Origin of the sequence: Mucilaginibacter phyllosphaerae, assembly GCF_004378255.1 — a bacterium.
Classification (GTDB): Bacteria; Bacteroidota; Bacteroidia; order Sphingobacteriales; family Sphingobacteriaceae; genus Mucilaginibacter; species Mucilaginibacter phyllosphaerae.
This window is the reverse complement of the sequence record NZ_SNQG01000001.1, coordinates 102,231-118,745: the sequence shown is the minus strand read 5'-3', so window position 1 is coordinate 118,745 and position 16,515 is coordinate 102,231. Positions and strand designations below refer to the sequence as shown.

At 42.1% G+C, this 16,515-nt stretch carries 15 protein-coding genes; 8 read left to right on the top strand and 7 right to left on the bottom strand.

Annotated elements, in window-relative coordinates:
* Positions 1 to 21: 21 nt before the first annotated feature.
* Positions 22 to 2,181 (bottom strand): FUSC family protein, encoded by a 2,160-nt coding sequence (locus E2R65_RS00535; protein ID WP_134334525.1) that lies wholly within the window; start codon positions 2,179 to 2,181, stop codon positions 22 to 24.
* Between the two features lie 188 nt (positions 2,182 to 2,369).
* Between E2R65_RS00535 and E2R65_RS00530 the strand changes: the two genes are divergently transcribed.
* Positions 2,370 to 4,943, top strand: a complete 2,574-nt coding sequence (locus tag E2R65_RS00530; protein WP_134334524.1) for a phosphoenolpyruvate carboxylase — start codon at positions 2,370 to 2,372, stop codon at positions 4,941 to 4,943.
* A gap of 27 nt (positions 4,944 to 4,970) precedes the next feature.
* On the opposite strand, the gene E2R65_RS00525 is transcribed toward E2R65_RS00530, so the two are convergent.
* Entirely contained in the window at positions 4,971 to 5,660 is a 690-nt protein-coding gene (locus E2R65_RS00525; protein ID WP_134334523.1) for a peptidoglycan-binding protein, read from the bottom strand.
* 251 nt (positions 5,661 to 5,911) lie between these two features.
* Here E2R65_RS00525 and E2R65_RS00520 point away from each other — a divergent pair, with 251 nt between their 5' ends.
* The gene (locus E2R65_RS00520) at positions 5,912 to 6,433 is read left to right on the top strand and encodes a DUF4142 domain-containing protein (protein WP_134334522.1); all 522 of its coding nucleotides are present in this window, start codon (positions 5,912 to 5,914) and stop codon (positions 6,431 to 6,433) included.
* On the opposite strand, the gene E2R65_RS00515 is transcribed toward E2R65_RS00520, so the two are convergent.
* Together E2R65_RS00515 and E2R65_RS00510 are read right to left on the bottom strand one after the other, a co-directional pair.
* Positions 6,425 to 7,627 carry a DUF763 domain-containing protein gene (locus tag E2R65_RS00515; RefSeq protein WP_134334521.1) on the bottom strand — a complete coding sequence of 401 codons (1,203 nt, stop codon included), beginning with the start codon at positions 7,625 to 7,627 and terminating at the stop codon, positions 6,425 to 6,427. The genes E2R65_RS00520 and E2R65_RS00515 overlap by 9 nt on opposite strands.
* Positions 7,628 to 7,676: 49 nt before the next feature.
* A complete protein-coding gene (locus tag E2R65_RS00510; protein WP_134334520.1) occupies positions 7,677 to 8,132 on the bottom strand; it encodes a DUF4268 domain-containing protein in 456 nt (151 codons plus the stop codon).
* Between the two features lie 136 nt (positions 8,133 to 8,268).
* On the opposite strand from E2R65_RS00510, the gene E2R65_RS00505 reads away from it, so the two are divergent.
* The 4 genes from E2R65_RS00505 (at position 8,269) to E2R65_RS00490 (ending at position 10,872) form a co-directional block, all read left to right on the top strand.
* Positions 8,269 to 8,742 (top strand): DUF4920 domain-containing protein, encoded by a 474-nt coding sequence (locus E2R65_RS00505; protein WP_134334519.1) that lies wholly within the window; start codon positions 8,269 to 8,271, stop codon positions 8,740 to 8,742.
* A gap of 172 nt (positions 8,743 to 8,914) precedes the next feature.
* Complete coding sequence (locus E2R65_RS00500) at positions 8,915 to 9,958, top strand: sugar kinase (protein WP_134334518.1); 1,044 nt, start codon at positions 8,915 to 8,917, stop codon at positions 9,956 to 9,958.
* Positions 9,951 to 10,610: a beta/alpha barrel domain-containing protein gene (locus E2R65_RS00495; RefSeq protein ID WP_134334517.1), complete on the top strand. Its 660-nt coding sequence runs from the start codon at positions 9,951 to 9,953 to the stop codon at positions 10,608 to 10,610. The genes E2R65_RS00500 and E2R65_RS00495 overlap by 8 nt, the downstream gene beginning before the upstream one ends.
* A 34-nt stretch (positions 10,611 to 10,644) precedes the next feature.
* Entirely contained in the window at positions 10,645 to 10,872 is a 228-nt protein-coding gene (locus tag E2R65_RS00490) for a VF530 family protein (RefSeq protein WP_134334516.1), read from the top strand.
* An 83-nt stretch (positions 10,873 to 10,955) separates the two neighbouring features.
* Here the strand turns inward: E2R65_RS00490 and E2R65_RS00485 are convergent, their stop codons facing one another.
* Positions 10,956 to 12,281 (bottom strand): DEAD/DEAH box helicase, encoded by a 1,326-nt coding sequence (locus tag E2R65_RS00485; RefSeq protein WP_134334515.1) that lies wholly within the window; start codon positions 12,279 to 12,281, stop codon positions 10,956 to 10,958.
* A 221-nt stretch (positions 12,282 to 12,502) separates the two neighbouring features.
* Between E2R65_RS00485 and fucP the strand changes: the two genes are divergently transcribed.
* Positions 12,503 to 13,780 (top strand): L-fucose:H+ symporter permease, encoded by a 1,278-nt coding sequence (gene fucP, locus E2R65_RS00480; RefSeq protein WP_134334514.1) that lies wholly within the window; start codon positions 12,503 to 12,505, stop codon positions 13,778 to 13,780.
* A gap of 52 nt (positions 13,781 to 13,832) precedes the next feature.
* Here the strand turns inward: fucP and E2R65_RS00475 are convergent, their stop codons facing one another.
* Positions 13,833 to 14,981: a tetratricopeptide repeat protein gene (locus tag E2R65_RS00475; RefSeq protein WP_134334513.1), complete on the bottom strand. Its 1,149-nt coding sequence runs from the start codon at positions 14,979 to 14,981 to the stop codon at positions 13,833 to 13,835.
* A gap of 92 nt (positions 14,982 to 15,073) precedes the next feature.
* Here E2R65_RS00475 and E2R65_RS00470 point away from each other — a divergent pair, with 92 nt between their 5' ends.
* On the top strand, positions 15,074 to 15,364 hold the full coding sequence (locus E2R65_RS00470) for a hypothetical protein (protein WP_134334512.1): 291 nt from the start codon (positions 15,074 to 15,076) through the stop codon (positions 15,362 to 15,364).
* Positions 15,365 to 15,447: 83 nt separating this feature from the next.
* Here the strand turns inward: E2R65_RS00470 and E2R65_RS00465 are convergent, their stop codons facing one another.
* Positions 15,448 to 16,431 carry a hypothetical protein gene (locus E2R65_RS00465; RefSeq protein WP_221229848.1) on the bottom strand — a complete coding sequence of 328 codons (984 nt, stop codon included), beginning with the start codon at positions 16,429 to 16,431 and terminating at the stop codon, positions 15,448 to 15,450.
* Positions 16,432 to 16,515 lie beyond the last annotated feature (84 nt).

The following is a 16,515-nucleotide window of genomic DNA, read 5'->3' as shown; positions in this document are numbered from 1 at the left end:
TGTATTTTGCCTGATGTTCTACTATCGCAAAATAGTATCGGTTATTTTGGCAATATCGAGTGTTATTTTATTGATAAAGCCTAATTGGTCCTTCATCAGTACATCATCAGCCGTAAGCGGGATCGGTTGTATTTCGGGCTTGGGCACAGCATCCGTACTGGCGGTTGCTGTAGGCAGTGTAATATGCTCTCCGCTTAATTTTCTTTCAATTTCTTTTAATACGGCAATGCTTTTCTTAACCAGTTTAAGCAGGTCTGCATGCGGTGTTTTCTGGCCCGACCGGATCAGTGCCGAGGCGATATTTGCTGAATAAGAAGACAGGATATGGTTAAGCACTACAAACTTGTGTAGTTCCTTCACATTTTTTTGTTTGCTTTTAGGTTCGGATGTCATGCGGTCAAATGTTGCAGATAAGTTAGCCGAGTTTACATATACATCTTTACGTGCCAGTTTATATTCGGTTAATTCAACCATTTTACCCGCAATACTTTCAGAGATCTTTTGCAGATAGTTGATATTGGCATTAATAGCAGATTTCAGCGTTTCCTGTACCAGCTGAAACTCCCATGTTGGGAATATCACGTAGCTGGCTATAAATGCAATGCCCGAACCTATCAAAGTATCAAGCACCCGTTCCTGAAAAACGTTAATGGTACCCAATCCTAAAAATTTAAATAGTATTAATACATAGGGCGTCATCAAAATAACTGCTATAATGTAATTAATGCGCAAAAAACTATAGGTGCCTATCATCAACGCAACCAAAATTATAAACTGGGCGGTTTTACCCGGAATGAAGTTTAATATCAATATCCCTATAGCACCACCTGCTATTGTGCCTATCAGCCTTTGGTAATTGCGTTGTTTAGAAAGGCTGAAGCCAGGCTTAAGTATAACAATAATAGTAAGCAGCACCCAATAACTGTGGCCGCCAAGCGATACATTCTTCGCTGTAATAAAACCTATTAAACACACTAAAGATACCCTTAGCGCGTGTTTAAATGCGCCCGAATTAAAGGTGATGTTATCCCAAAAAATATGCGGGGCATAATCCTGGTGGGTAACAAATTTAGAATACTCAACCTTGGCGCTATTCTGCACCAGGCTATCTGATGCTTTTGAATGATAGTATTTGTAAATATTTGATATGCTTTTGCTCAGATCGCGTAGGTTGATCAGGATCTTTTTAAGCACCAGGTTGCTGGTTTCTTTATCATCGGCGCCAATGGTATCAATACGGCGTTTTAAATGCTCCAGGCGCAGCTCCAGGTTGCTTAATTTTTCGGGGCGTGTATTGGCCAATACGGCATAGCCAATGTTATCCAGGTCGTCGGCTACGTGGTGTAAAAAATCGGCTATTTCTGAAAGTACCCCGGTACTTTCAAATTTATGGCGGATCTGTGTATAATCATAGTGGGTAGCCATGATCTGCTCAAACATATCTACCAGGTCAATAAAGGTTAGTACCAGTATCCGGCTTGCCGCGGTAGATTCTTTTACCAGAATGCGGCTTTTAAATAATATCTCTCTTACAGCGTCCTGGTGGTTACTTACCTGTATCTGCTGCATAACCAGTTTTCTATAATTTTCGTCTACATCAATGCCCGGTAAATAAAAATCTGCTTTAATACGTAAAAAACGGGCTATATCTGCAACATTTTCGCCCAGGGTTTGCTGCGCGGCACGATAGGGGCGGATACCAAAAAATACCAGGCTAAAGATCATGTACCACACCCCTCCGGCTAAAATGGTCAGGCTGAAAAGAGGTACCTCGGGTGGTGGCACTGCTTTGTCCATCATAAAAATCATCACCATTAATGCCGATGTGCCTACAGATGCTGCCCTGTTGCCATAAACAATAAGCATCGAAAAAAGGAACGAGAAGGCCGTTATCTCTAAGCCCAGCGTGTAAACATTAAAGCGTGCGTAGCCGGTAATTAAAGCAACGGCAAGTAAAATTCCGTTGCCTGCTGCCATAGCGTTACGCTTGTGCGAAATAGGCCCCGGCCCGTCTATGGTGCAAATACAAAGCGCACCTAAAGATAGGGTCAGGCCCAAATCAAAGTGCCCAAGTTTCATCATTACCAGCGCTGGTGTAATAATACCAATGGTCATACGCAAACCGTCAGAAAAATACTGGCTATAAAAAAAGCTTTTTATTTCTCTTTTGTGGTGGTTCATTTACTGTTTATTGGGTGCTGGTTTTATCATACAAAATTAAACAAATATTATGGCTATGGTTTTGCAATAACAATTATTGCATTAAAATGAGCTTAGTATTATTAATTTTTTACTTTTTACAGTAATTTAATTTTAGATAGTTAAATTACGCCGATATTAATATACAACCCCAGTAAACCTGTTCAGTTATGCCATCAACCTTAAGGCTCAGTCAAAAAGAATCGATATTTAATCACGAAGTTGTAAAACGGTTTGAGTTGTACAACAGCTTGTTTCAAACATTACCTTTTTATCAGGTAAAGGATACCGGTATTCTGTTGCCTTTCTTTAGTTCGCATTGCGATAAAGGGGCGGTAGAACAGGCTTCTCCAACAGATATCATCGAATCTTTTTTTAAAAAATATGTACCGGGTATTGATAAGCGGGAGCAAATAAACCGTTTATTTAGGTTTATACAATATATTGAGCGCCAGGTGGTTTTGTTTGATGCTATCGAAGATTCATCATTCAGCAAAGTTGGCCGGATAGATGATACGGGCACCTTACAAAGTATGGTGCAGCAGGCATCGCAAAGCGAGCAGGCAAGGGCAAACATCAGCAAGCAACTGCAGGATTTTTCGTTAAGGCTGGTACTTACGGCACACCCAACGCAGTTTTATCCGGGTACGGTGCTGGGGATCATGACCGACCTGATAGAGGCTTTAAAAACCAACGATATCCCTACGATAGATGCTTTGCTCCAGCAACTGGGTAAAACGCCTTTCTTTAATAAAACTTCGCCAACACCGGTAGACGAAGCGGTTAGCCTGGTTTGGTTTTTAGAAAATATATTTTATCATGCATTATCGGGCATTCAGGCCAAACTGGAAGATGAGTTTGATATAGCAGGCAATCCGCAAGTGTTAGAGTTGGGCTTTTGGCCCGGCGGAGACCGCGACGGTAACCCCAACGTAACTACAGAAACTACCCGCTCGGTATCATCTTTATTAAGGCAGGTTATTTACCGGTGTTACTACCGCGATTTTAGGAATCTGAAACGCCGGATCACCTTCCGTGGTTTTGCGGATACCATCAGTAAACTGGAAACCTTATTGTACGATAACGCTTTCAATCCGCAGGATAACCCTAAAGATCTGCAGCCGGAACTATTAAAGCTGCTGAAAACCATGCGCGAAACGCTGGTGACCGAGCATGACAGCCTGTTTGTGAATATTGTAGATAACCTGATCCAAAAAGTAAACCTGTTTGGCTCATACTTTGCCACACTGGATATCAGGCAGGATAGCCGTGTATTACGCGATGTATTTAAATACACTACCGAAAAAGTTTATACAGGCGTACCTAAAAATTATGCAGATATGGATGAGGTAGCTAAAATTAAAAGCCTGCCCTTTAACCAGGCCGACTTTAAATGCCCCGCAACCGCAGATAGCCTTACCCGTGATACGCTGGATACCATCAGGCTGATGAAACAGATACAGCACAGTAATGGCGAAAAGGGTTGCCAGCGCTTCATTATCAGTAACTGCCAGCAGGCATCAGATATTTTGCAGCTGATAGCTTTGTTTTTGTGGAGCGGCTGGGAAAAGGATAAATTAAGCGTTGATTTTATGCCGCTGTTTGAGACCGTAAATGATCTTAAACATGCCAGCGATGTGATGGAGAAATTATACACCCATCCATTCTACAAAGCACATTTAAAAAAACGTGGTAATAAACAAACCATTATGCTTGGCTTTAGTGATAGCACTAAGGATGGCGGTTACCTGATGGCCAATTGGAGCATCTATAAAGCTAAAGTTGAATTGACTGCCATGGCCCGTAAATACGGCATACAATTGGCGTTTTTTGATGGCAGGGGTGGCCCGCCGGCGCGTGGTGGTGGTAAAACGCACCGCTTTTACGCATCAATGGGTAAAGAGATAGCTAACGAGCATATCCAGCTGACCATACAGGGGCAAACGGTAAGTTCGCAATATGGATCTGTCGAAACAGCCAGGTTTAACACCGAGCAATTGATCAACGCAGGTATCATCAGCGCCCTGCATCCAAACCATAACGATCTATTAGATAGCAGGCATAAAACACTCATTGCCGAAATGGCCGAAGAAAGCCATAAATTGTTCCTGGCCCTGCGCGAGCATCCGCTTTTTGTTGAATACTTAGAGCAGTACAGCCCGCTTAAATTATTATCGCAGATAAACATCAGCAGCCGCCCAACTAAGCGTAATGCAGATGCCAAACTTAAACTGGAGGATCTGCGCGCTATTAGCTTTGTAACCTCATGGAGCCAGTTAAAACAAAATATTCCTGGCTTTTATGGTGTAGGTTCGTCCCTTAAAAAAATGAAGGAGAATGGTAATTGGGAAGAGGTGAAAGAGCTTTATCAAAATTCGGGTTTTTTTAAAACCATGCTGGATAACTGCATGATGTCAATGACCAAATCTGACTTTAGGGTTACCGCCTATATGGAAAAGGATAAAAAGTTTGGTGCTTTTTGGAAGGGCCTTAAAGCAGAATACGAATTAACCCGCCAAATGTTGCTGGAACTTACAGGCACAAAAGTGCTGATGGAAGAATTCCCGGTAGACAGGCGCTCTATTGCCATTCGCGAAAAAATTGTATTGCCGCTGGTTATTGTACAGCACTACGCGCTGCAATGCCTAAACCAAACGCAAGACGAAGAAATGACGGGTATTTACAACAAGCTGGTTGTGCGCACAGTTTACGGTATTGTAAATGCCGGCAGGAATTTAGCTTAAATTAACCTATGTTGGCCTTGGGCAGGTTTACTTACCCAGGGCCGACATGAAGTTGTTATACCACAGTTTATCGCCGCCGGCAGGGTACACTCCACTGCGTAGCGCGCTGGAGCTGGTGCCCATAATTTGCAAATGCGGTGTTTCAAATCCCAGCCGCATTAAACCTTCCTGTGTGCCCAGTTCATGCATTTTGCTCCACAATTTGGCTTTACTGCCGGCGTCATTCCAACTCCATTCGCCATTTTCAAATAATACAAAATCTATAGCCAAGCCGTATTGATGATAGGATGACCAGGGTTGTGCATAAGTAACTATAGGGCCGGGTTTGGTGCGGCCTTGTGCATACAGGTCAGCCTGCCTTTCGGGGAATCGGTAGGCTTCGTAGATCCTGAAAGGGATGCCTTCGCTTTGTAATTGTACAAATACCTTAACGGCGGCTTTGCGCACAATAGGGTGCAGTTGATTAATATCATTGTGTCGCTCTATTCGTTTTAAGGCATCCCTGGGGTGCTCTGTATCTGTGTAGACCATAACCCAGGTGTTGCCACCCACAATGCCATCATCTGTTAACCCCTTTTTACGCTGATAATTTTTAACAGTATCATCCGTAAGCTGATCAAAATCGCCATTTACAGTTACCGGATAGTTTAAAACGACAAGTTTTTTTTGCAGATAGGTTACCAGATTGCCTTTACTGCCTGTTTTTAAATTTTCCATATATTAAGTGTTGAAATTTGATTAGAAACGCTTTGTATGTAACTATCAAGCACATTAATGCCCACCCGAAAAAGTATATGTAAATCACCGGAAAGAAAGCAGAATATAAAAGAGTGAAAACACCCGTTTTTTAATATTATTCGTGCAGGTTGTATTTAGTTGCTGCTTTAGCTTATCTGTTAAGAATAAATGCGCTTAAAATGAAACTGTATATAGTTATTTGTGTTAATTATTTATAAACTGAAGCATTAATGATGAAAAGATCCCTGATAGTATTAACATTATTTGCATTGCTTGCCCTACAGGCTTGCAGCGACAGAAAAGGTAAAAATTATAATAAAGTTAACGACGACGGAATGGCGTTTGTAAATGAAGCAGCAGAATCTGGCGCTGCAGAGATCAGTTTTTCTGAACTGGCACTTAAAAATTCTAAAAATAATGATGTTACAGATTTTGCCAAAGCTATAATTGCTGATCATAAGCAAGCGGCTAAAGAGCTTGATGATATTGCTGCAAAAGGGAAGTTTAAAAAAGTAGATAGTTTAAGCAGTGAACATAAAATGCATTTAGCCAGCCTAACAGGTAAAACAGGCAATGCTTTTGACAAGGAATACTTACAGATAATGGTTCACGACCACGAGCAAAGTATTAAGTTTTTTAAGGATGGCAGCAATAATGCCAATCCCAAATTGCAGGCCTTTGCCGCTAAAAACTTACCCAGGCTGCAAATGCATCTGAAAGAGGCTAATACTATTTGTACCGGTTTAAAATAAACTTAATTGCTTTTGTGCGGGTGGTTTAACTTTACCAAATACGGTACGGCCGCCGTATCTCCAGGACTTATTCCTCTCTTTTTCTATCACCTGATCAAAGTTGGCGTTTGGGGTAAAATTCTTCTCGGCTGCCTGTGCTATATTGGTAAGGCGTTTAATAGCCTCGCTTTTTTCATTATTGCCCAGTTTTGCCTTGTGTATAGCAGTTTGTAACACACCAATAGTTTCATCATAAACTTTTATAGGTACGGGGAAGGGGTGACCGTCTTTGCCGCCATGCGCAAAAGAAAATCGAGCGGGATCTTTAAATCGCGATGGTGTACCATGAATCACTTCGCTTACTAATGCTAACGATTGTAAGGTACGCGGGCCAAGGCCTTGTAACAATAACAGATCCTCAAAATCGTCAGGCTGTTTTTCGTGGGCCAGCCACAGCACCGCACCCAGGCGTTTCAGGTCTATATCCTTAGCCTGTACATCATGGTGGGCAGGCATTACCAGTTTGCTTATCTCTTTTAGCATCCGGTGAGGCTGTTCTGCCGCAATTTGCATAACGCCCCTGCGCGAAGCGTCGGCCAGCTTGTCGGCCATATTTAATATAACCCCGTTGTTATGCCCGTGGATGGCCGTATGCGGGTCTTCCACAAAAGAAGTAAGCTGTTCGGAATGCCAGTGGTAACGGCGGGCTGTGCTGCTGGCATCGCTCATTCCCTGTTGCACAACGGCCCATTTGCCGGTATCGCTCAAAATAAAGTTATGTGTATAAAGCTGAAAGCCATCTTGTATGGCTGTGTTATCTATTTTTGCACTTAGCTTGCTGCATTTTACCAGATAGTTACCGTTAAGTCCGGTTCTGTTGCATACATCCATCAGTTCCTGTGGCGTTTTGGTAGAATGTTTCCCTTTACCGCCGCAAATGTAAATGCCAAGTTCGCGGCTATGCGGGTTGATAGCACGTTTTAAAGCACCCATCACAGATGTGGTAATGCCCGATGAATGCCAATCCATCCCCATAACGGCACCCAGGCTCTGAAACCAGAATGGATCGCTAAGGCGGCGTAAAACTTCGTCTTTGCCATAATCCATCACAATAGTTTCCATTACAGCCAGGCCCAGCTTTGCCATACGTTCGGCAAGCCAAACAGGCACGTAGCCATAATGCAACGGCAGGTCGGCGCTCCCGGATCGTTTCATGCTAACAAAATTAGTAATTTATTTGAATTTAGAATTGCGATTTTTAGATCTATACCTCAAAGGCAGCTTTGGCATCGCCCCAAAACTCATCAAGCGCTATAATTCGGGGTTTAAAGAAAGAGATCAGCTTTGGCCAGTCTTCCTTTTGAAAAATACTGACAGGGGAGATCTGCGTGTAGATTCGGCTGATTGTTTTACCATGATCATCGGTGGTATGTAGCTGCCATTCCCAGTCTTCAGCAAGCGTATTGTGAAGCACGGTTTTGTAAGTGGCGAATTGTTCGAAAAACAGTTGCTGCAACTCTGTATCAGGATGGGCAATTTCAATCGCAATAACAGCCATTTTGTTATCGGCCTGCATCCTGAAAAAGATGTGTTTTACGCCTGTTTTATAGTTGATCCAGTTGGTGCGCAAGCCTTCTGCAGAAAGCACCGGGCCCATATACAGCCCAAAGGCTGTCCAGAATGCTTGTTTTAGTTGTGATGCCTGTTCTTTAGAGTACATATGAAGCGCAAAATTAATCAGGTTTTAGTGTAAACGGGTATTTATTTTATCTGACGATATCAGGCCTTGTTGTTAAGTAGTAAGCAAATCGAAATAAAATATTATTTTTGTAATAACACATCTTTAAAACCTTAATATGAAAAAACTTATTTTGCTTGCCTTATGCCTTGGTTTTACTGCCGCAACATTTGCACAGAGCAACATTAAACCTGCCGAGCCTGGTGTAACTTACGGCAAGGTAGTTACTGCCGATAACGCCCTGAATACCGATGCCCTGAATAAAACCCTGAGCACCGATAGTGTTTACACCGGTAAAATTACCGGCACTGTGGTAGAGGTTTGTAAAAAGAAAGGCTGCTTTATGAAACTTCAGCAGGCTAAAGGCTCGCCGATAATGGTACAGTTTACAGATTACGAATATTTTATGCCGCAAAATATTGTTGGTAAAACCGTAGTGATAGAGGGTAGGGCCAAAGTGAAGGAGACTTCTGTTGAGCGGTTAAAACACTATGCTGCAGATGCCGGCAAAAGCAAAGAAGAGATTGCCATGATCAATACACCTAAAAAAGATATCTCTGTTATGGCAGATGGCGTTTTAGTGGTTAAATAATTTTTGGCTTACTTAATAATTGCCTGTGTATAGTTTTTAAGAACGATAAAAATAATAAGTGATAATGGCAAAATATACAGGCCTGTAAGAAATTACAGGCTTTTTTATTGGTGTTTTAAGCTATAATTTATAATTTCAGCCATCCTATCTATCTAACATATTATTGATCTTGATGAGTAATTTATCAGCACAAAATTTTAAAAGCGGCACCGTGTTATCTTTTGGCGAACTGCTGTTAAGAATTTGCCCGGATGGGGGTGGTGAATGGCTGCAGAATAATACTTTGCCATTTTACGTTGGCGGCGCAGAGCTGAATGTGGCAACGGCCCTGGCTCTGTGGAATGTACCGTCTGGCTATTTTACCGCATTGCCCAGTAATGGCTTGTGTGCCCAAATTGTAAGCTATCTTGATCAAAAGAATATCGATACCACCGCTATCCATTATCATGGTAACAGGCTTGGGTTGTATTTTCTTACCAAGGGGCAAGATCTGAAGCATGATGCCCTGATATACGATAGAGCTAACTCGGCCTTTGCCGATCTAAAACCGCGGATGATAGATTGGGACAAAGTGCTGGATGGTGTAAGCTGGTTCCATTTTAGTGCCATCTGCCCGGCTATCAGTCAGCAGGTGGCTGATGTATGCCTGGAGGTATTACAGGCCGCTTCGGCTAAAGGGATCACCATATCGGTAGATCTGAATTACCGCTCTAAATTGTGGCAATACGGTAAACAGCCACAGGATGTTATGCCCCATCTGGTAAAGTATTGCGATGTAATTATGGGTAACATCTGGGCTGCCGAAAAAATGCTGGGGATTGCCATATCGGGTGATATTCATGAATCCGGCCAAAAGAGTATTTATTTGAAAGAAGCGCTATCCTCATCAGAAAGGATCATGCAGCAATATCAGCAATGTAAAGCAGTAGCTAACACGTTTCGTTTTGATGAGCGGGACGATATCGACTATTATACCTGCCTGTACACCGATGGTAAATTCTATAACTCGCAGGAATACAATACGCAACAAAAAGTAGATAAAGTAGGTACCGGGGATTGTTTTATGGCCGGGCTTATCTACGGCTTTTACAACAATACACCGGCACAGCAAACGCTGGAGTTTGCTACCGCTGCCGCATTCCAAAAACTTTTTATAACCAGTGATGCCACCACGCAAACTGTTGAAGAAATTACCAAAGCGATAAAGTATGAATAACAAAGAGAAAGTTTTAGACGCCATTTTATCGCAGGGGATGCTGCCCTTGTTTTTTTACGAAGATGCCGAAGTGAGTTTCGAGATCATTCGCACGATGTATAATGCAGGTGTAAGGGCTGTAGAATATACCAACAGGGGTAAAGAGGCATTAAGTAATTTTTACCACATCAAGCAAAGGTTAGCTAAGGATATGCCTGATGTGTACCTGGGTATAGGTACCATAAAAACCGGTTTAGAAGCCGAAGCCTTTGTTGAAGCCGGTGCCGATTTTATTGTATCGCCCATTGTAGATAACGAGGTAGCATTGGTGGCTGATAACTATGGCAAACTGTGGGTCCCCGGTTGTATGACCCCAACCGAGATCCATATTGCCCAGCAGTATAAAGCAAAACTGATAAAAATATTCCCGGCTAATATATTAGGCCCGGCATTCATTGCCTCCATACGCGACCTTTTTCCCGGCCAATTATTTGTACCTACCGGCGGGGTAGAGATAGAGGCCGGCAACATTGCAGAGTGGTTCAGATCGGGTGTTTGCGCGGTAGGGATGGGCAGTAAATTAATAAGCCGTAACGTGTTAGATAAAAGGCTGTACACCCAGTTATATAATGATACGCTTAAGGCGTTGGAACTGGTACAGCTAAGTAAATAACCGAAGATTTAATTAAAATAACAGTATTGCCGATATGGAGCAACAATCAAAAGACCCGCTGCACGGCAAAACCCTGGAAGCCATACTGAACGCTTTAGTGGTACATATAGGCTGGGGCGAAATGGGTTATCGTATCCGTATCAATTGTTTTTTAGATAATCCCAGCGTTAATTCCAGCTTGAAATTTCTTCGTAAAACCCCTTGGGCACGCAAAAAGGTAGAAGACCTGTATATCGAATATTATAAAGAAATGAAGCAATAAGCTCACACTGAAAAACTTTCGAGATCGTGTTAAGAAACCGCCGGAACAGGATCATTTAAGCTACTGCTAAAACACCCCAATTTTTAACCGTGTTTCTTTTTCATATTCATTTTGGCCTTTGTACCCGAACTGTAATTATAAGTCTTTGAGTTCTCCGGCTTCTTTTCGTGGAAAGCCTCGCCGGGTACATATTGGTTAGGATCCGGCTTGGTATGTTTTTTTGCTTTGGCCTGTTCTTTTTCCTCTTCCTTTTGCTTGCGGTCTTTTTCTATTACCAGTTCATCGGGCAAGTCGGCTTTTTGCATTTTCTGGCCGGTAGCGTGTTCAATGCGGCGTACCTGGTCAAGCTCCAGGTCGGTGGCAAAGGTTAAAGCTAAAGTTTCATCTTCGGCATTAGCTGCATGGTTTTGGATGTGCTGTATATATACTTCTTTTTCGGCCGGCAGGTCAAGGTGTATTATAAAAGGGATGCCGGTTATATCAATAGCTTCTGTGCCTTCATTAGCAATGATCAGTACGCGCAGGCTGCTATCTGTTTTAAATTCGTTTATATCATTTACTTTGTTATACTCAAATGATAAAGGGTTTATCAGCGTTACCGCTTTGCGTAACCTGTTTTGCAGGCTTTTGTAAACGGTTTCGGCGGTGAGGCGCGTGTTGGTGAATACTACGGTTTTAGTAAACAGTTCCTCATCATATAAAAATAAATTTAGCAGATTTAGCTTGGTGCCAAAATTAGGTACGTGGTACAGCATCTGCTGATGTACGGGTAACTGTGTATCCGGCATTTCCTCAACCTCTACCGTTGCGGGCAGCTGCATAAATGGCGCTATCATTTTTTCGAGCTTGGCGTGCATTACTTCTGTAAACACCAGGCGCTGCGCCTTGCCAATACTGTTTGCCAGTTCAACAACGGGTAGTTGCAGGCCTTTTTTAACAATAAGCTGCGCATCGTCAACTGCAAAAAAATCAACCTTGTTCAGGTTCAATCCAAGTTTTAAATAGATGGCCCGCGCTCTGTCTGGCGTGGCAACTACAATGTCAGATCCTTCTGCCAGGTCATCCATTTGCTGCTCGGTAGTAGTGCCTGCATGCAGGCTAACAATACGGATGGTTTTGTTACGGTTTATCCTGTCAAACTGGGCAAGCAGTTCAAATACTTTCTCCTGGTCGGGCGCTAAGATCAAAGCTTTTGGCACACCATCTGCGCTGTGCTTAAAACGGTTAAGCGTAGCTAAAACCAGCAATGTGGTTTTTCCGCAACCCTCGGGCCCGATACCGATCACATCCTGGCCGCCAATAATGCGGTTAAGCGCTTTTTGCTGTATTTCTTTAGGTTGCGTAAACCCTAATTCGGTAACTGTTTTTATCAGCTGTTTATTCAGCTTAAATTTTTCTGCCCAGGCCATTTAAAAAATATAAAGAATGCAAAGATACCAAAAGCATATCGGTTTTAAGGTAATATGCTATATAGTGCCATTTCTTTACTTTAGGTGCATAATAAACCACCAGGCGCTGCAAACAGGCCAGCACAGTTGATGGCCTAAATTCACGTCAAAAAATAAGCCGTAAATGAATTAAAAAATTTATATTGGCGCACCAATTTTTCATCAAATATTAAACCCGCACAATGTCAAAAGACAAAAGTTTAGCTGCTGTTGCGCTAATAACATCCTTATTTTTTTTATGGGGATTTGCCCTAAATTTAAACCCTATTCTTATACCGCATTTAAAAAAAGCCTGCCAGCTTACAGATTTTCAATCTTCGCTGATAGACTCTGCATCCTACATCGCCTATTTTTTATTGCCCATACCGGCGGCACAGTTCATGAAAAAGTACGGCTATAAAGGTGGCATTATATTTGGCCTGCTGCTGTTTTCGATAGGGGCCATGCTGTTTTATCCGGCAGCCGCGGTACGTAACTATGCATTCTTTTTAGGGGCGTTGTTTGTGGTATTCTCCGGAATGGCTTTTTTAGAGACCGCAGCCAACCCATTGATCACCTTAATTGGCGATCCCAAAAGCGCCACACAGCGTATTAACTTTGCACAGTCGTTTAACGGGCTGGCAGCTACTTTGGCACCGTTATTAGGTGGTATGTTCATCCTGTCGGGCAAAACGTTAAGCGCTGCCGAAGAGAAGGCCATGTCTGCAGAACAATTGAACGCACATTTAAACCACGAGGCAGCGTCGGTACAAATACCGTTTGTTGTAATAAGCATTGTGGTATTTTTAGTTGCCATGATGGTTTGGCGCACGGCCTTCCCGAAAGTTAACGAAGAAGAAGTAGAATTAGCCGGTGACGGGCGCCGTTCATTAGGTTCACAGATTTCGGACTTGTTGAAGAATAAGCACCTCATGTCTGGTGTGCTGGCCGAGTTTTTTTATGTAGGCGGCCAGGCATGTGTAAGCAGTTTTTTTATCCGCTTTAGCGAAAAGGTAGCAGGTTTTGAAGAGAAGCCGGCATCTTTATATTTATCGCTGGCTTTTTTAGGTTTTATGGTGGGCAGGTTCACCGGTACCTTGCTTATGAAATTCTTTAATCCGGTTAAGCTGCTGGTTACTTATTCTGTTATCAATATTATACTCATCGTTGCAGCTATTAACCTGCAGGGTACTATTGCAGTTTACACGCTAATGGCAGTTTGGTTCTTCATGTCTATCATGTTCCCAACTATATTCTCGCTTAGTATCCGTGATCTGGGTTCAAAAACCAAGCTGGGTTCATCGTTGGTGATTATGGGGATTGTAGGCGGTGCGGTAATACCGCCAATAATGGGCCGTCTGTCTGATGCTACAAACATCCAGTTCTCTTACCTGGTGCCGGGCGTTTGTTTTGCCATGATACTTTGGTTTGCAATCAAAAATCTTAAAGTTAAAAAGATCGAGATCGTGGCAGGGCATTAAGCAGTTTATACATCCTACATTATAAAATTAAAGCAGGCCACCGCAAGGTGGCTTATTTGTTTAATACGGTTAGCCTGCTTTTTGCGTAATTAATATAGTTTTTCTGCTTATCTGCAGGCGGTTTAACTGCCAGGTACTTTTTATAATATAACACAGCGCTGCGCCTGTTGTTTAAGCTGGTATCGTATAAGGTAGCCAGCGCATAATATATCACAGGCGTTTGGTCAAACTGCAGGCTCTTTTGGTAAGCAGTTGCCGCTTTTTGATATCTTTTTAATTTTTCGTTACTATCTGCTATTTCGCCATAGTAGGAGGCTGTATTTGGGGAGATAGCTTCTTTGATGGTTTTTTGCAGATAAAAAATAGCCATGTTTTGGTCTTTAAGTGCCTTATAAGCCAGGGCTGTATAGTAGTAGCTGGTTTCATTTTGGGCCATCGCATCTATATCTATAAATGCGGACAGGCTGCAATCGTAGTTTTTAGTGTTGTAATAGGCTATACCGAGTTTGGTTAAAACCAGCCCCGAATGATCCCCAAAATCTAATAATTTAAGGCAATTACTGATCGTTTCGGGCCATTTCTTTTGAGCGTATTGCAGTTTCATCAGGCTGTTTAGTAAAACAATGTTTTGTCGGTCGGCAATTATGGCCAGGTTTAGTACCTTTTCTGCCTGGTCGTTAAGCTTCAGGCTTACATAAATATCACTCAGGTCAGCAGCCACGTCGGGTTCGGCAGGATTAATATGATTGGCCTTTTGCAGATAATAGATCTCATCATCAAAATTAGCTTTATCATTGCTGATAGTGGCCATTTGTTTATACACCATAAAGTTTGTGGTATCGCGCTCAAGGATGCGTTTATAATATAATTCGGCTTTACTGTTATTGCCCCTGCGCAGGTTTAAACTACCCAGGCTGTACAGCACAGGTGTGTTTGTAGAATCGATACTGTAAATGCGCTGATAATAGGCTTCGGCATCGGCCAGGCGGCCCGCCATGTTAGATGTGTATGCTAATTGCCCCAACGCTTTGGTGCTGTTAACCGGTTCCGGATAGTTCCTTTTCAGATAGTCGGCGGCATCTGCAAAGCGCTGGTTCTGGTAGTAATCTAATAGCAGGGCATCGTCAATTTTAGCTGTTTGCTGTGCATAAACGCTTGCAGATAGCATGGAAATAGTTATCAGTATAACGATAGATTTCATATAACTAAATTATTAGTTATAAATGATAAATCCTAATTAATTCTTTTGGCACTGTTATGGCTATAGGTTATATATATAAATTAAAGATACCTATGGATAAGATAAGAAAATTTGAATTGATGGAGAAAATCGTCCATGAATTAGAAGATTTGAAGAACAGCCAAACAGCTATTATAACTAAATTAGCTAAAATAGAAGTAGATAATATTGACCTGGGCAACAAACGCCTGGAAAAAGACCTGCCGGACATGCACCAGCGTGTTGCAGATAACCTGGATACGATAACAAGTATCCTGGAAGATTTTGCTAATCAGACAGAAGAGTTTAGCGACAAAAATAATATCGCCGCCCTGAAAGAACAGGAAGAGATAAAAAACTTGTAATTTTATGCTTTACAACAAAAAAGCCCCGATCAGGGGCTTTTTTGTTGTCGTATGTTTTTCTTTAGTTTATTACTTTATACGGATTACTGATACTGTATATAAATAGGGGCAGGTTTTAAATTCAAAACTTCTTTTGGCGTCATCATCCGTTTGGGTGCATTCTTAATATCATTTTTGTAAAATAATTTAAAGCCGGTAAATTGTACCGGTTCGCCCGCTACAAAATATTTGTAGGTTCCTTTTTTTAGTTCGGGGCCGCCCCATCCATCCATATCCATTACAAACTGTACATTGCTGTTCAGTTTTATATCCTGGTAATTGGTAACCATGCGTTTAGTAAAACGATGTACCACAAATATTTTAGGTGGCAGGTTATATTTTTTACAAAGGCTGCTCAGGTAGTTGCTTACATAGTTAATGTCTTTAGCATCAAATGTGCCTATGCGCTTGCCGGGCACACTGCCTTCCTTCATGGAAAATTCCGGGTCGATGCCAAAATGCACATTAGGCATTTTTAAATACTTTTCTAACAGGGGGAGTTCTGTTTCTACCGTACTATGCCCAACCTGGATATCTAAAAATATCAAAGCGTTAATAGGCCTGGCCATTTCAATTACCTTGTCTATCTGGCTAAAAGGCATACGCAGGCTATGCAATCCGTTACGCCCGGCATCTGCCTGGGCAGTAACACAGATGTAATGTAATGCGGGTTTTACAGGTGTAGACGGATCTGCCGCTTCCCAGTTCTTAATCTCGGCCGTTAACTTACTGCGCATCAGGGTTGGCTCGTATTCGCCCAGCACGCCCATGTTTTTAGAATACATATTACCATAATAAGCTACCACCCTGTAAAAAGGCAATATCGCCCCTGCTTTTGGATAGGGAGTATTTTTAACCGGCCATTTACCTGTTTTATCACCATTGGCCAAACTAATCATTAATGAGTCGTAACGGGCGGTATCTAATGTAGGTTTAACTGTGCTATCCTGTTGGATGGCTTGGGCAGAGGCAGAGATTGATGCTGCTGCAAAGGCAAGCGAGGCTGCAATTCGTAAAATGTTTTTCAAATGCTGTTTTTTTGATTGTACAATTAATGAATTTTATGATGATGAGTTTATACCATCTGCAATATCATTTTTAAGATTCGTAAT

What these genes read in the sequence shown, in the direction of transcription:
- E2R65_RS00535 (WP_134334525.1), bottom strand. Translation starts at nt 2,181, where the DNA reads ATGAACCACCACAAAAGAGAAATAAAAAGCTTTTTTTATAGCCAGTAT.
- E2R65_RS00530 (WP_134334524.1), top strand. Translation starts at nt 2,370, where the DNA reads ATGCCATCAACCTTAAGGCTCAGTCAAAAAGAATCGATATTTAATCAC.
- E2R65_RS00525 (WP_134334523.1), bottom strand. Translation starts at nt 5,660, where the DNA reads ATGGAAAATTTAAAAACAGGCAGTAAAGGCAATCTGGTAACCTATCTG.
- E2R65_RS00520 (WP_134334522.1), top strand. Translation starts at nt 5,912, where the DNA reads ATGATGAAAAGATCCCTGATAGTATTAACATTATTTGCATTGCTTGCC.
- E2R65_RS00515 (WP_134334521.1), bottom strand. Translation starts at nt 7,627, where the DNA reads ATGAAACGATCCGGGAGCGCCGACCTGCCGTTGCATTATGGCTACGTG.
- E2R65_RS00510 (WP_134334520.1), bottom strand. Translation starts at nt 8,132, where the DNA reads ATGTACTCTAAAGAACAGGCATCACAACTAAAACAAGCATTCTGGACA.
- E2R65_RS00505 (WP_134334519.1), top strand. Translation starts at nt 8,269, where the DNA reads ATGAAAAAACTTATTTTGCTTGCCTTATGCCTTGGTTTTACTGCCGCA.
- E2R65_RS00500 (WP_134334518.1), top strand. Translation starts at nt 8,915, where the DNA reads ATGAGTAATTTATCAGCACAAAATTTTAAAAGCGGCACCGTGTTATCT.
- E2R65_RS00495 (WP_134334517.1), top strand. Translation starts at nt 9,951, where the DNA reads ATGAATAACAAAGAGAAAGTTTTAGACGCCATTTTATCGCAGGGGATG.
- E2R65_RS00490 (WP_134334516.1), top strand. Translation starts at nt 10,645, where the DNA reads ATGGAGCAACAATCAAAAGACCCGCTGCACGGCAAAACCCTGGAAGCC.
- E2R65_RS00485 (WP_134334515.1), bottom strand. Translation starts at nt 12,281, where the DNA reads ATGGCCTGGGCAGAAAAATTTAAGCTGAATAAACAGCTGATAAAAACA.
- fucP (WP_134334514.1), top strand. Translation starts at nt 12,503, where the DNA reads ATGTCAAAAGACAAAAGTTTAGCTGCTGTTGCGCTAATAACATCCTTA.
- E2R65_RS00475 (WP_134334513.1), bottom strand. Translation starts at nt 14,981, where the DNA reads ATGAAATCTATCGTTATACTGATAACTATTTCCATGCTATCTGCAAGC.
- E2R65_RS00470 (WP_134334512.1), top strand. Translation starts at nt 15,074, where the DNA reads ATGGATAAGATAAGAAAATTTGAATTGATGGAGAAAATCGTCCATGAA.